Here is a 13,638-nt window from a genome sequence, read left to right on the forward strand (position 1 = left end):
CCGGTGAATGGCACGTAGTGTCATAGACGCAAACGACGCGGGGTGGAGCAGCTCGGTAGCTCGCTGGGCTCATAACCCAGAGGTCGCAGGTTCAAATCCTGTCCCCGCTACCACGCACCAGGCCCGGTTCCCGAGAGGGAGCCGGGCCTGAGGTCATTTCGGAGACCAGCCGGCCGGCCCCACCGCCGAGCCGTGGCAGCTCCCCGCCACGCCCCCGCCGCGGCATGGTGCGCGCCGCCGGGCCCCCGCCGCGGCATGGTGCGCGCCGCCGGGCCCCCGCCGCGGGACGGTGCGCGCCCGGAATGGACCGATAGGGGCGCGCACCCCGCCCGATCGCGTACCGCGAGGGCGCGCACCCCGAACGTCCGGCGATGCGGTCGGCGGATCCCTGCCGCGCGACGGCGCCCGTGGCGACCTGGCCGGTCGAGCTGACCGACGCCGTGGTCGGGAGTGCGGACAACGTAGCTGCCTTCGGAGCGCTCGTCGCGCCTGTCCTCGTGTTCCGGCCCACGCAGCGGTTCGGTCCTCGTATGGTGGACAGGTGTCTGTTCGCATGTCCGATGCGGCCACGACGACGCCCGTGACGGCAGGAGAGCCCCATGACCACTTCACTCGACCGCGATGCCCTACTGATCGGCACCCAGTGGCGTTCCCCCGCCACCGACGACGTGATCGAGGTAATCAGCCCGCACACCGAGGAGGTCGTCGCCCGCGTGCCCGAGGGCTCGGTGGCGGACATGGACGCCGCGGTGGCCGCCGCGCGCGAGGCCTTCGACCACGGCCCGTGGCCCCGCATGAGCCCCGACGAGCGGATCGAGGTCGTCGCCAGGCTGTCCGCCCTGTACGCGGCGCGGCTCGACGACATGGCGACCGTCATCTCCACGGAGATGGGCTCCCCGATCTCGTTCAGCAAGCTCGCCCAGGCGCCCGCCCCGTGGATGCAGATCGAGGCCTTCCTCACCATCGCGCGTGAATTCCCGTGGGAGGAGACCCGCCCCGGCGTCCTCGGCGGGGAGGTGCTGGTGCGACACGAGCCCGTGGGCGTGGTCGCGGCGATCCCGCCGTGGAACGTCCCCCAGTTCACGGTCCTGTCGAAGCTGATCCCGGCGCTGCTGACGGGGTGCACGATCGTGATCAAGCCGGCGCCGGAGACGCCGCTGGACACCTACCTGCTGGGCGAACTGCTCATCGAGGCGGGCGTGCCCGAGGGCGTCGTGAGCATCGTCGCCGGCGGCCGCGAGGTGGGCGAGCACCTGGTGCGGCACCCCGCGATCGACAAGGTGGCGTTCACCGGATCCACCGCGGTGGGCCGGAGAATCGGCGCGATCTGCGGCGAGCAGCTCAAGCGCTGCTCCCTCGAGCTGGGCGGCAAGTCCGCGGCGATCGTGCTCGACGACGCGGACCTGACGACCGTGGTCGAGGGGCTCAAGTTCGTCGGCGTGATGAACTCCGGCCAGGCGTGCGTGGCACAGACCAGGGTGCTGGTGAGTCGCGACCGCCACGACGAGGTGGCACAGGCGCTGGCCGACGGCATCGGGTCGATGGTGGTGGGGGACCCGCTCGACCCGGCCACGGAGATCGGGCCGATGGTCGCCCGTCGCCAGCAGGAGCGGGTGAACTCCTACATCGAGATCGGGCAGCAGGAGGGTGCGACGCTGCTCGCCGGGGGCTCCGACCGCCCCGGCGGCCTGGACACCGGCTGGTACGTACGACCCACGGTCTTCGGTGGCGTCGACAACTCGATGCGCATCGCGCAGGAGGAGATCTTCGGTCCCGTCATCTCCGTGATCGCCTACGACGACGTCGACGACGCCGTCCGGATCGCCAACGACTCCGAGTACGGACTGGCGGGCACCGTGTGGACCGCCGACCGAGAGGCGGGGCTGGGCGTCGCGCGACGGGTCCGGACCGGCACCTACGGCGTGAACACCTACACGATGGATTTCTCCGCCCCGTTCGGCGGCTTCAAGGCCTCCGGGGTGGGGCGCGAGTTCGGCCCCGAGGGGCTGGCCCAGTACACCGAGCTCAAGTCCGTCTACCTGGAGCAGAGCTGACCGTGGCGGGGGACGAGAGGACGACGGGGCTGTCGGTACGGGACACAGATCGTGTCCGCACCCTGACCCTGGCGCGCCCCGATGCCCTCAACGCCTTCAACGAGGCGCTGTACGACGCGGTCACCAAGGCATTGCACGACGCCGCCGCCGACCCCACGGTCGCGGTGGTCCTGCTCACCGGTGAGGGCCGGGCGTTCAGCGCGGGCACCGACCTGCTGGAGATGGGTGAGCGGATCACCAACCCCGACTTCGTCCCTGGCGAGCACGGATTCCTGGGACTCGTCGACGCGCTCGCCGGGTTCGACAAGCCACTCATCCTGGCGATCAACGGGCTCGGACTGGGTATCGGCATGACGATCATCGGGTTCGCCGACCTGGTGTTCATGGCCGATGACGCCCGGCTCAAGTGCCCGTTCACCAGCCTGGGGGTGGCGCCCGAGGCGGCGTCGAGCTACCTGCTGCCCAGGCTGGTGGGTCGGCAGAACGCCGCGTGGGCCCTGCTGTCCTCGGAGTGGATCACCGCCCGCGAGGCCCACGAGATGGGCCTGGTCTGGCGACTGTGCACCCCCGCTGAACTCCAGCAGGTCGCCGGCGAGCACGCCGCACGGTTGGCGAGACTCCCGATCTCGAGTCTGCGGGCGGTGAAGCGGACGATGACCGAACCGCTGGCGCGCCAGATCGCGGACGCCCGCGAACGGGAGAACAGAGCCTTCGCCGACCTCATGGGTGGACCGGCGAACTCGGAGGCACTGGCGGCATTCGCCGAAGGTCGCACGCCGGATTTCACCTCGTTGCCCGACGGGTCCTGACCCCGGCGCCTGCGCCGAGCCCGCGCCCGCCCGTCCTCGCAGGAGCCGAATGGCCGACGATGGTGGCGTGACGCCCGATCAGGAGAGCCCCACCCGTACGGTCGACGTGGTGGTGATCGGCGCCGGCCAGGCCGGACTGTCGGCCGGCTACCACCTCAGGCGGCGGGGGTTCGCGCCGGTCGGCCGTGCCGAGGCGGGGGACCGGACCTTCGTCATGCTCGACGCCGAGGACGCCCCCGGCGGGGCCTGGCGGCACCGCTGGGAATCCCTCACCATGAGCACGGTCAACGGCATCTTCGAACTGCCGGGCCGACCCGTCCCCGATGTCGACCGCACCGCCCCGAGTCGGGACGTCCTGCCGCCCTACTTCGCCGACTACGAAGATCGATTCGAGCTCGACGTCCGGCGGCCGGTCCGCGTGCGCTCGGTCCGCAGACCCACGCCCGGGCGGGATGGGCCGGAGTCCGACCACCTCGTCGTCGTCACCGATCCGAGCGGTGACACCCGCCCTGAGGCCTGGGCGGCGCGCTACGTCATCAACGCCACCGGCACCTGGACCCGACCGTTCTGGCCGTACTACCCCGGCCAGGAGACGTTCCGCGGCCGACAGCTCCACGTCCACGACTACGTCGCCGCCGAGGAGTTCGCGGGGCAACGCGTCGTGATCGTCGGCGCCGGCATCTCCGCCACCCAGCTGCTCGAGGAGATCTCGCGCGTCGCCGACACCCTCTGGGTGACCAGGCGGGAGATCGAGTGGGAGACGGACCCCGCCCCGGAGAACTTCTCCGCCGCGATCGACCGGGTCGCCGAGCGCACCGCGCAGGGACTTCCCCCGCAGAGCATCATCCGCGTCACCGGCATGTACCGTGCCCCGTGGATCGAGCGCGCCGACGAGCGCGGCGTCCTGGTCCGCCACCCCATGTTCACCCGCATCGAACCCGACGGGGTGCGGATGCCCGACGGGCGACTCGAACGCGCGGACGTCATCCTCTGGGCGACCGGGTTCCGACCCGCGGTCGCCCACCTCGCGACCCTGGGCCTGCGCACCCCCGAGGGAGGCATCCGGGTGGCGGAGGGCCGGGCCCTCGACGAGCCGAGGCTGTTCCTCATCGGATACGGCCCGTCCCAGTCGACCGTGGGGGCCAACCGGGCGGGCCGTGACGCCGTCCGGGCGATCGTCGCCGAGCTCTAGTTGTCGCCGACGACCTCTAGAGGGTCCGCGAGATGAGCTCCTTCATGATCTCGTTGGTGCCACCGTAGATCTTCTGCACGCGGGCCGAGGCGTACATGCGGGCGATCGGGTACTCCGTCATGAAGCCGTAGCCACCGAAAACCTGGAGGCAGCGGTCGATGATCTCGCACTGCTTGTCGGTGCAGTAGTACTTGGCCATCGACGCCGTCGACGGGTCCAGTTCACCCTTGAGATGCAGGGTGATGCAGTGGTCCAGCAGGGTGCGCGAGGCGAGCGCCTCGGTCTTGCACTCGGCCAGTTCGAAACGCAGGTTCTGGAACTTGAGGATGGGCTTGCCGAACGCCTCGCGCTCCTTGGCGTAGTCCGTCGCCAGCCTCACGGCGGTCTCGGCCGCCGCGACGGCTGTCACAGCGATGATGAGGCGCTCCTGCGGGAGTTGCTGCATGAGCTGGATGAATCCCTGGCCCACGCCCTCCTCGCCGCCCAGGATGTTCCCGGCGGGCACGCGCATGTCGTCGAAGAACAGCTCCATCGTGTCCTGGTACTTCAGGCCGATCTTGTCGAGCTTGCGGCCGCGGTCGAAGCCGGGCAGGTCGGTGGTCTCCGCGACCAGCAGGGACAGGCCCTGCGCGCCTTCGCCACCCGTGCGGGTGACGATGACGAGCAGGTCGCAGTGCATGCCGTTGGAGATGAAGGTCTTGGCGCCGTTGACCACGAAGTCGTCGCCGTCGCGTACCGCCGAGGTGCGCAGCGCCTGCAGGTCCGACCCGGCGCCCGGCTCGGTCATCGCGATGGCGCCGACCATCTCGCCGGTCGCGAGCTTCGGCAACCACCGCTGCTTCTGCTCCTCGGTGCCGTACTGGACGATGTAGTGGGCCACGATCGTGCTGTGAACCGAATTGCCCCAGCCGTCGTCGAGGGCGCGGGTCTGCTCCTCGGCGATCACGGCCTCGTGGGCGAACGTGCCGCCGCCCCCGCCGTACTCCTCGGGGATGGAGATGCACAGCAGGCCGGCGTCGCCGGCCTTGTTCCAGAACTCACGGTCGACGGCGCCCTGCTCGGCCCAGCGCTCGAGGTGCGGCACGGTCTCCTTCTCCAGGAACGCACGCGTGTGGGCGCGCAGTGCATCCAGATCGTCGGTCATCCACGGGGATCGGAACGGGGCGGTCTCTAGCACGGGGGACTCCAGCGATGGGACGGGGCCGGTCGACGGCCATGGCGATCCCCACCATACAACTGCATTGTCTGACATGCATGTGTATGGTCGACCTTCCGGCGGCGCCCTCGGGCGTCGCACGTCGCGGCGAGACGAGGTGGGGCGAATGAGCGCAACGGAACCCGGGTCGGGGGACGGTGTCCCGCGCTCTGCTGACGGTGACCTCACCGCCCGCGCGCGAATCCGCTACGCGGCGCTGGAGCTCTACTCCGATCACGGCGAGGACCGGGTCTCGATGCGACGGATCGCCGCCCGGGTGGGGGTCACCATCGGGTTGATCCAGCACCACTTCGGCACCAAGGAGGGGTTGCGCCGCGCTGTCGACGAGCTCGTGGTGGAGCAGGTGGTCGCCGCCCTGGCGACGGTCGAGCATTCCGGATCAGCAGCGGAGGTCGTGGCGGCCCGCGACGCCGCGGTGCGGGAGATGCTCGAGCGCAACCCGATGCTGGTGAAGTACATCAACCGGGCCCTCCTCGAACCCGACGGCCGGGGTGTCCCGCTTCTCGAGGCGATCGTCGAGCTCACCACCAGGGAGGTCGACAGCCTGCGGCGCGGTGGCCACGCCTCGACGCGGGCCTCGGACAAGGTCCAGGTGGTCCGCACGCTCATGGGTCAGGTGGGTGAGTTGTTCCTCGAGCCCGTCGTCGCGGCGGTCTGGGCGCAGATCGGCGGAGACCCCGACGAGCGGCCCTCCACCCGCATCATCGTCGAAGGCCGCTGACCGGGGGATCGGCCCGGATCCGACGTGACGGGGCCAGCGCCGCACGGGTGGTGGGGCTCCGGCCGGCCCGCGCGTGGTGCACCGGCGGCTGATCGCCGCTACGCTGTCGAGGGCGTATACCCGGGCAGTCCGCCCGGGGTGGGAAGGACACATTCATGAGGCTCACCCGTGTGGCGAAGCTCGCCGCGACGGCCGTGATGGCCGGTGCCGCCACGTTGATGGCGCCCGCAGCTGCCCAGGCCGCCGTGCCCGTCGGGGGCGCGACCCCTGTTCTGGTCGGGGGAGTGGCCGGATGCACCATCACCGCCGCCGGGTACGACGACTCCGGAGCGCCGGTCGCGTTCACCGCCGCCCATTGCAGTGAGCGGATCGACGTCCCGGTGATCCTCCGCGACGACCCGGGCGCCGGCGTGATCGGCACCATCGCCACCCGCAACGAGATCCTCGACTACTCCGTGATCCGTCTGGACCCGGGCGTCGCCGTCCCCGTCCGACAGGCGGGCATCGTGGGCCGCGGACCCGCGCCGCAGTTCGGTGACGTCGTCTGCAAGGACGGGCTGACCACCGGACACACCTGTGGCATCACGTGGCAGCGCGAGGGCGACCGGTTCTGGACCCACACCTGTGCCGGTTACGGCGACTCCGGTGGCCCCGTGACCCGCGAGGGGCGTCTAGTCGGGCTCCTCTCCGGCGGGCACATGCCGCCGGACGCGGGATCGGCCGGCAGCATCGGCCCCATCCTGCCCTCGTGCATCCACCCGGCGCAGACCCCGTTCTTCCTGCCGGCGGTGGCGTACTCGTTCGACGCGATCGTCGCCGACGCCACCGCGCGCGACTGGCCGGGGAGCGGCTTCCGGATGGCCTGATCGCCCGGCACCCCGCCCGTGGGCGAGGGGCGGACGAGGGCCCGGTACTGACGCGGTCGGTACCGGGTCCTCGTCTGTGTCCGACCCCGTCGCTACCGTCCGCTCCATGCTCTGGACCGAGGACGCGCCCACCCACTGCCCGTACGGGCACGAGCTGGGGCCCGACCGGGTCCTCGTCGGCTGGGATGCCGGTCGCAGCGGCAGTCTCGACCACGGTCACCGTGTCCACATCTGCCGACAGTGCGGAACCATCATGTCGTGGGCGCCGCGCAGTCGGCTGGAGTGAGCCGGCCGAAACGGGCGGCGCCCCCGCGGACCGGATGTCCGCGGGGGCGCCGCTCAGTACGGTGATCGCGCCGGGGTCAGCTCACTTGAGCTCGGCGCTGGACAGGTCCAGGATCCGGCGCGCGATCACCAGCTGCTGGATCTGCTGCGTGCCCTCGAAGATGTCGAGGATCTTGGAGTCGCGCGACCACTTCTCCAGGAAGCTGCGCTCGGAGTAGCCGTAGCTGCCGGCCAGCTCGACCGCGCCCAGGGTCACGGCGGAACCCGTGCGCCCGGCCTTGGCCTTGCACATCGACGCCTCCTTGGTGTTGGGCATCTTGTTGTCGGCCATCCACGCCGCGCGCAGCGTGAGCAGGTAGGCGGCCTCCCAGTCGGCCTCGAGCTCGAGGTACTTGGCCACGGCGGCGGGCTGGCTGGTGGCGGGCCGGTCGTAGTCGATCTCCATGCCGGCCTCCTCGAGGAGGGTGCGGATCTCCTCGAGCGCGGCGCGTGCGACGCCCACGGCCATCCCGGCCACCAGGGGACGGGTGTTGTCGAAGGTCTGCATGGCGCCGGCGAAGCCCTTGTCCACGCGGATCTCGGGGTCGCCCAGGAGGTTCTCCTTGGGCACCCGGCAGTTGTCGAACGTGATCTGCGCGGTGTCCGAGGCCCGGATGCCGAGCTTGTGTTCGAGCCGGTCCACGGTGACGCCGGGGTGCTCCCGCGGGACGACGAAGGACTTGATCGCCGCGCGGCCCTTGCTCTTGTCCAGGGTCGCCCACACCACGATGTGGTCCGCGCGGGCGCCGGAGGTGACGTAGATCTTCGTGCCGTTGATGACGTACTCGTCACCGTCCAGCCGCGCGGTGGCCGAGACGGCGGCCGAGTCGGACCCGAAGTCGGGCTCCGTGATGGCCATCGAGGCCCACACCCGGCCGAACTTCTCCATCTGCTCGTCGTTCGCCACGGCGGCGATCGCGGAGTTGCCCAGGCCCTGACGGGGGATCGACAGCGTGAGGCCGACGTCGCCCCAGCAGGTCTCGATGATGTTGAGCAGCGACTTCATGTTGCCGCCGTTGGACACGCCCTCCCGCTTCGGGGCGCCGCCGGATCCCATGGTGGCGCCGGAGGCGGCCTGACCGGCGTCCTCCATGGCCTCCATCATGGCCTTGAGGGTGTCCAGCTCGACGGGGTACTCGTGCTCGGCGAGGTCGTACTTGCGGGAGACGGGTCGGAAGATCTGCGTGGCCACCTGGCGGGCCTGGTTCGCACCCGCCTGCAGCTTCTTGGGGAGTTCGAGGTTGATCATCGCTTCAGGTCCTTGGTCCGGTTCGGGAGGGTGGCGGAATGGGCGGAGGTCACAGGACCACCACGCCCTCGGCCACTCCCACGGCACGCAGGTCGCGGTACCACCGCTCGACGGGGTGCTCCTTGGTGAACCCGTGGCCACCGAGCAGCTGGACACCGTCGAGGCCGATCTTCATGCCCTTGTCCGCGGCGATCTTGCGGGCCAGCGCGGCCTCGCGGGCGAAGGACAGTCCCTGCTCGGCGCGGGCGGCGCCGCGCCAGGTGACCAGGCGCATGCCGTCGAGCTCGGTGGCCATGTCGGCCACGGCGAACGCGACCGCCTGGCGGTGCGCGATGGGCTCGCCGAACGCCTGGCGCTCCTTGACGTACGGGGTCACGTAGTCCAGGACGGCGTGGGAGGTGCCCACGGCGACGGAGGCCCAGCCCAGTCGCGACAGGCGGATGACGTCGGCGTAGGCCGAGGACCGGTCCTCCGGCGAGACGTCGGGGCCGCCGAGGATGGCGTCGGCGGGCAGGGAGACGTCGGTGAGGACGAGTCGGCCGAGGCCTGCGGCGCGCAGGCCCATGGATGGGTCGGCCTCCACCACGAGCCCGTCGGTGTCGGACTCCACGACGAAGAAGGTCGGCGCGCCGTCGAGCGAGGCGGCGACGACGAAGAGTTCCGCGCTGCCGGCCGTGGGCACCATCGACTTGACGCCGCTGAGCGTGAATCCGCCGGCGGTCCGGGTGGCGGTGGTCTCGAGCCGGAACGGGTCGAAGAGCGGCCGCGGCTCGGCCACCACGACGGCGGCTGCGGGGACCTGCTCGGAGGCGAACGCCGGGAGGTACGACTTCTGCTGGGTGTCCGAGCCGAACTGCGTCAGGGTCGTGGCCACGCCGGACGGGGCCAGGATCGGCAGGGCCAGACCCATGTCGCCGTAGGCCAGGGCCTCGGCGACCAGCGAGTTGGTCACCACGCCGCGCTCGGAGGCGATGCCCTCGAACTCCTCGGGGACGTTGAGCATGGTGGCGCCGATCTCGGCCGAGCGCTCGAGCAGGGACGCGGGTGCCTCGGCGGCGGCGTCGGCGTCGTGCGCGGCCGGCCGGATGACCTCGGCGGCGAACTCTCGCACGGTCTGCGAGATCATCTGCTGGTCCTCGTCCAGCGTGAGGTCGAACAGGTCGGGCCGGGCCTCGGAGTCGGCGTCGGGAAGGCGCTTGGGTGCGCCGCCGCCGGTGACCTTCTTGAACGACTTGGTCGCGGCACCGAGGGTCTTGAAACCGGTCTTGGTGGCCTCGTAGGTGACCCGGTCGACCTTCTGCCGCAGTCCGAAGCGCTCGGCGAACTCCGACCCGGTAATGGTGGTCAGCGCGCGCATGGCGGCACCGATGGCGTCGATGCGTGCGGGGTTCTTGCCCGGTGTCGAGGTCTCCGCGCGTCCGGTCGTGGACGGGGCTGTGGGGTTCTTGCTCATCATCACCAGCTGTTCTCGTGACGGACGGTGGACTGTGCTGTTCCCGACACCTTACTTCGGAGTAAGTTCCGAGCGCCACACTTTCCTCGAACACGTCCCTGCCGCCGGTGGGCGGGCGGTGTCAGCCGCGCAGGAGGTCGACCGCCTGCTCGACCGCACCCGGGCGACCGGCCACGAACCAGTCGTAGCCGCCCACCTCGACGGTCGCGCACACCCCGCCCGCCCCCTCGACGAGTGCGCGGCCGGGGAGCCAGTCCCACTCGGGGCAGGAGTGCTGGCACCACACTGTGTGGATCCCACACGCGACGGAGGCCAGGTCCACGGACCCGGACCCGAGCATCCGGATGGTCGCCGCGCCGCGGCTCACGCGGTGGAAGGGCTCGGCGAGATGGGGATCGTCGAAGAACGGCGGGTGCAGGTAGGTGGCGAGGCTGCCGGCGGCCAGGTCCCCGGGGGCCAGGCGCGCGACGGGCACCCCGTTGCGGCGCGTCGGTACGTCCGAGCCGCCGACGAACGTCTCCCCGGTGACGGGTCGGTGGACCGCCCCGAGCAGGTAGTCGTCACCACCGGTGACCGCGACGGCCGAGCACCAGTAGTCGGAGCCGGAGACGAAGTTGTAGGTGCCGTCCACCGGGTCCACGACCCACCGCCGTTCGCCGTCGCCGGTGACGAGGGAGCCCTCCTCGCCGAGGACACCGTCGGACGGGCGGTGTTCGGCGAGGAGTGCGGTGATGTGTCGCTCGGCCGCGTCGTCGGCCTCGGTGACCACGTCGGAGACGGAGGTCTTGCGGCGGACGTCGAGCCCGTCCTCGCGCAGTCGCCGCGCGAGGTTTCCGGCGTCGACGACGAGGCGGGCGGCCAGATCGGCGTCGGTCATCCCCCCGGTGGACTCGTCGTGCAGGGGGCCCGGGTGGCGGGTGTCCATGGACGTTCACTTCCTCCGCTTGGTCGTCGCGGCTCGCTGACCACGAGCGGTAGCGGGTCCGAGGCATCCGACGCTACCGCCGGGGGGTGACGATCGGAGGCGCGGCAGGCCACGGGGAGGGGGCGGGTGGGCAAACGCTGGAAGGCGCCCGGGCCGCGTAGAGTTGGTACTCGTGCACCCTGAAGTTTCTGCCGACATCGCTGCCCTCGACGCGACCCTGACCACGGTCGAGAAGGTCCTCGACATCGAGGAGCTCGCCCGCCGCGTCGACGAGCTCGAGCAGATGGCCGCCGACCCGGACCTGTGGAACGACCAGGACCGGGCGCAGAAGGTCACCAGCGAGCTGTCCTACATCCAGGCCGACCTGCGCCGCTGCCGTGATCTGCGGCAGCGGATCGAGGACCTGCCACTGATGTACGAGCTGGCGGAGGAGGAGGGCGGCGGCGCCGTCGAGGAAGCGGACGCCGAGCGCTCCAGCCTGCGTGAGGACGTCGAGGCCATGGAGGTCAAGACGATGCTCAGCGGCGAGTACGACCAGCGTGACGCGGTGGTCAACATCCGTGCCGGCGCCGGCGGCGTGGACGCCGCGGACTTCGCCGAGATGCTCATGCGTATGTACATCCGGTGGGCGGAGAAGGCCGGCCACAAGGTCGAGGTGTACGACACCTCGTACGCGGAGGAGGCGGGGATCAAGTCCGCCACCTTCGTGGTCAAGGACCCGTATATGTACGGGACCCTGTCCGTGGAGCAGGGAGCGCACCGGCTGGTGCGGATCTCCCCGTTCGACAACCAGGGCCGCCGCCAGACCTCCTTCGCCGAGGTCGAGGTGTTGCCGGTCGTGGAGACGGTCGACTCCATCGAGGTCCCGGAGAACGAGGTCCGGGTGGACGTCTACCGCTCCTCGGGTCCCGGTGGCCAGTCCGTCAACACCACCGACTCGGCCGTCCGCCTCACCCACGTCCCGACCGGGATCGTCGTGACCTGTCAGAACGAGAAGTCCCAGCTGCAGAACAAGGTCGCCGCCATGAAGGTGTTGCAGGCCAAGCTGCTCGAGCGCAAGCGTCAGGAGGAGCGGGCCGCCATGGACGCGCTCGGTGCGGGTGGCAACGCCTCCTGGGGTAACCAGATGCGGTCCTACGTCCTGCACCCGTACCAGATGGTCAAGGACCTGCGCACCGAGTACGAGGTCAACAACCCGTCCTCGGTCCTCGACGGTGACATCGACGGGTTCATCGAGGCCGGTATCCGCTGGCGCATGCGGGAGGGGGCGGACGCCTAGTGGCCTTCCGGACAGACTTCAGCGGAGTCCTGGCCTGGCTGAGCAACGACGGACTGGAGGTCGTCCTCCTCGTCCTGGGCGCCGCCCTGATGACCCGGGCGATCGGCAAGGTCGCCCGGATGTGGACCGGCCGGATCGACGCGAGGAACGCCGACAGGGAGTTGTGGTCGGAGGAGTCCAAGCACCTCCACTCCCTCGTCCAGGTCGTCTCCTATGTCGCGGTGGGAATGTTGTACATCCTGTTCGGCATCCAGATCCTGCTCCGGTTCGGCGTCAACCTCGTCACGCTGGTGGCGCCGGCCACCGTCCTGGGCGCCGCGCTGGGTTTCGGCGCGCAGAAGATCGTCCAGGACTTCCTCGCGGGCTTCTTCGTGCTGGCCGAGCGCCAGTACGGCTACGGCGACATCGTCGAACTCACCACCGCGACCGGCGTCGCCGCGGGGACGATCGAGGACGTCACGCTCCGGATCACCCGGCTGCGCACCCTGGACGGCGAGGCGGTCATCGTCCCCAACGGTCAGATCGTCACCGCGATCAATCAGTCCCAGGACTGGGCTCGTGCGATCATCGACGTCCCCGTGCCCAACAACGCCGACATGGACAAGGCGCACGAGGTGCTCGCCGAGGTCTGTCGCGACATCGTCCACGACGACCGTGTGGGTGAGTACGTGCTCGACGAGCCGTCGGTCATGGGTGTGCAGTCGATCAAGCTCGAGCAGACCGTCATCCGCCTGCTCGCCCGGACCAAGCCGGGAATGCAGTGGGAGGTGGGCCGTCGGATGCGTGCCGTCATCCTCCGCCGCTTCCGCCAGGAGGGGATCGTCCTGGAGCCGGAGGCGCTGGCCGCCATCCGCGCCGGGATGCTGCGACCGCAGACCGGAGAGGGGAGCGTCTGATGGCCCGTCACAGGGACGATGGCACGACCCCACCCGACGAGACCACCCCGCAGGGCGCCGCGATCGACGACGACCCGATCCTCGACCGGCCCGACCCGCTCGGGTTGGGCGGGACGCCACCACCGGACGCTCCCTCGCGGAGTCCGAAGCCCCGGATCGTCGCACTGCTCGGCGAGTTCTTCAGGATGTCCCGGACGACCGCGATCCTCCTCGGCGCGTTCGTCCTGGTAGGCGTGCTGTATCTGCTCGTCCGCGACGAGCCGGTGGTCGCTTTCGGACCGCAGCCCGCGCGGGACACCACCGGGACCTCGGAACCGGCCGAACCGGTCGACCCGTCGTCCACGCCGACGGATCAGACCACCGACACCACTGCCCCGACCTCGAGTTCGCCTCCGACTCCCACGGGAACGGGCTCCCGCACGACCGGCACCACCGCGACGGGTACCGACGGGCTCCCCGGAGGCGCCGATCAACAGTCCCCGCAGCAACAACAGCAACAACAGTCCCCGCAGCAGCAGCCCGACCAGCAGTCGCAACCGCAGCTGCAGCAGGAGGCCCCGGGCGCCGGGGAGACCTCGGTGCCCGGCGGCGCCCTCGAAGGGTAGCGCCGCCGGGTGGCCGCGCCGCGGCCGCCGCCGCGTTGTTCGACCGCTC

At 70.7% G+C, this 13,638-nt stretch carries 13 protein-coding genes and 1 tRNA gene; 10 read left to right on the forward strand and 4 right to left on the reverse strand.

Annotated elements, in window-relative coordinates:
• The first annotated feature begins 36 nt into the window (after positions 1 to 36).
• From VZF99_RS04380 to VZF99_RS04395, 4 genes are all read left to right on the forward strand, one after another.
• Positions 37 to 113: transfer RNA gene (locus tag VZF99_RS04380), tRNA-Met, on the forward strand.
• Between the two features lie 486 nt (positions 114 to 599).
• Positions 600 to 2,054 (forward strand): aldehyde dehydrogenase, encoded by a 1,455-nt coding sequence (locus VZF99_RS04385; protein WP_407335780.1) that lies wholly within the window; start codon positions 600 to 602, stop codon positions 2,052 to 2,054.
• A gap of 2 nt (positions 2,055 to 2,056) precedes the next feature.
• Entirely contained in the window at positions 2,057 to 2,863 is an 807-nt protein-coding gene (locus tag VZF99_RS04390; RefSeq protein WP_407335781.1) for an enoyl-CoA hydratase/isomerase family protein, read from the forward strand.
• Positions 2,864 to 2,912: 49 nt separating this feature from the next.
• On the forward strand, positions 2,913 to 4,055 hold the full coding sequence (locus tag VZF99_RS04395; RefSeq protein ID WP_407335782.1) for an FAD-dependent oxidoreductase: 1,143 nt from the start codon (positions 2,913 to 2,915) through the stop codon (positions 4,053 to 4,055).
• A 16-nt stretch (positions 4,056 to 4,071) separates the two neighbouring features.
• On the opposite strand, the gene VZF99_RS04400 is transcribed toward VZF99_RS04395, so the two are convergent.
• Positions 4,072 to 5,199 carry an acyl-CoA dehydrogenase family protein gene (locus VZF99_RS04400; RefSeq protein ID WP_407335783.1) on the reverse strand — a complete coding sequence of 376 codons (1,128 nt, stop codon included), beginning with the start codon at positions 5,197 to 5,199 and terminating at the stop codon, positions 4,072 to 4,074.
• A 178-nt stretch (positions 5,200 to 5,377) separates the two neighbouring features.
• Here VZF99_RS04400 and VZF99_RS04405 point away from each other — a divergent pair, with 178 nt between their 5' ends.
• From VZF99_RS04405 to VZF99_RS04415, 3 genes are all read left to right on the forward strand, one after another.
• Positions 5,378 to 5,992 (forward strand): TetR/AcrR family transcriptional regulator, encoded by a 615-nt coding sequence (locus tag VZF99_RS04405; protein WP_120286144.1) that lies wholly within the window; start codon positions 5,378 to 5,380, stop codon positions 5,990 to 5,992.
• 155 nt (positions 5,993 to 6,147) lie between these two features.
• Positions 6,148 to 6,858 (forward strand): peptidase S1, encoded by a 711-nt coding sequence (locus VZF99_RS04410; RefSeq protein WP_407335784.1) that lies wholly within the window; start codon positions 6,148 to 6,150, stop codon positions 6,856 to 6,858.
• 106 nt (positions 6,859 to 6,964) lie between these two features.
• Positions 6,965 to 7,144 (forward strand): hypothetical protein, encoded by a 180-nt coding sequence (locus VZF99_RS04415; RefSeq protein ID WP_143337698.1) that lies wholly within the window; start codon positions 6,965 to 6,967, stop codon positions 7,142 to 7,144.
• 81 nt (positions 7,145 to 7,225) lie between these two features.
• Here VZF99_RS04415 and VZF99_RS04420 read toward each other — a convergent pair whose 3' ends face one another.
• The 3 genes from VZF99_RS04420 to VZF99_RS04430 form a co-directional block, all read right to left on the reverse strand.
• On the reverse strand, positions 7,226 to 8,431 hold the full coding sequence (locus tag VZF99_RS04420; RefSeq protein ID WP_185951402.1) for an acyl-CoA dehydrogenase family protein: 1,206 nt from the start codon (positions 8,429 to 8,431) through the stop codon (positions 7,226 to 7,228).
• Positions 8,432 to 8,480: 49 nt separating this feature from the next.
• The gene (locus VZF99_RS04425; protein ID WP_154830383.1) at positions 8,481 to 9,887 is read right to left on the reverse strand and encodes an acyl-CoA dehydrogenase family protein; all 1,407 of its coding nucleotides are present in this window, start codon (positions 9,885 to 9,887) and stop codon (positions 8,481 to 8,483) included.
• Positions 9,888 to 10,005: 118 nt separating this feature from the next.
• Entirely contained in the window at positions 10,006 to 10,809 is an 804-nt protein-coding gene (locus VZF99_RS04430; protein WP_067712379.1) for an inositol monophosphatase, read from the reverse strand.
• A gap of 172 nt (positions 10,810 to 10,981) precedes the next feature.
• Here VZF99_RS04430 and prfB point away from each other — a divergent pair, with 172 nt between their 5' ends.
• From prfB to VZF99_RS04445, 3 genes are read left to right on the forward strand one after another with little or no spacing between them, the layout of a single operon-like run.
• Positions 10,982 to 12,088: a peptide chain release factor 2 gene (gene prfB / locus VZF99_RS04435; RefSeq protein ID WP_120286139.1), complete on the forward strand. Its 1,107-nt coding sequence runs from the start codon at positions 10,982 to 10,984 to the stop codon at positions 12,086 to 12,088.
• The gene (locus VZF99_RS04440; RefSeq protein WP_120286138.1) at positions 12,088 to 12,984 is read left to right on the forward strand and encodes a mechanosensitive ion channel family protein; all 897 of its coding nucleotides are present in this window, start codon (positions 12,088 to 12,090) and stop codon (positions 12,982 to 12,984) included. The genes prfB and VZF99_RS04440 overlap by 1 nt, the downstream gene beginning before the upstream one ends.
• Positions 12,984 to 13,589, forward strand: coding sequence for a hypothetical protein (locus VZF99_RS04445; RefSeq protein ID WP_407335785.1), 606 nt, complete (start codon positions 12,984 to 12,986; stop codon positions 13,587 to 13,589). Before VZF99_RS04440 ends, VZF99_RS04445 begins: the two co-directional genes overlap by 1 nt.
• Positions 13,590 to 13,638 lie beyond the last annotated feature (49 nt).

It is taken from the genome of Dietzia kunjamensis, from assembly GCF_045689975.1.
GTDB lineage: Bacteria > Actinomycetota > Actinomycetes > Mycobacteriales > Mycobacteriaceae > Dietzia > Dietzia kunjamensis.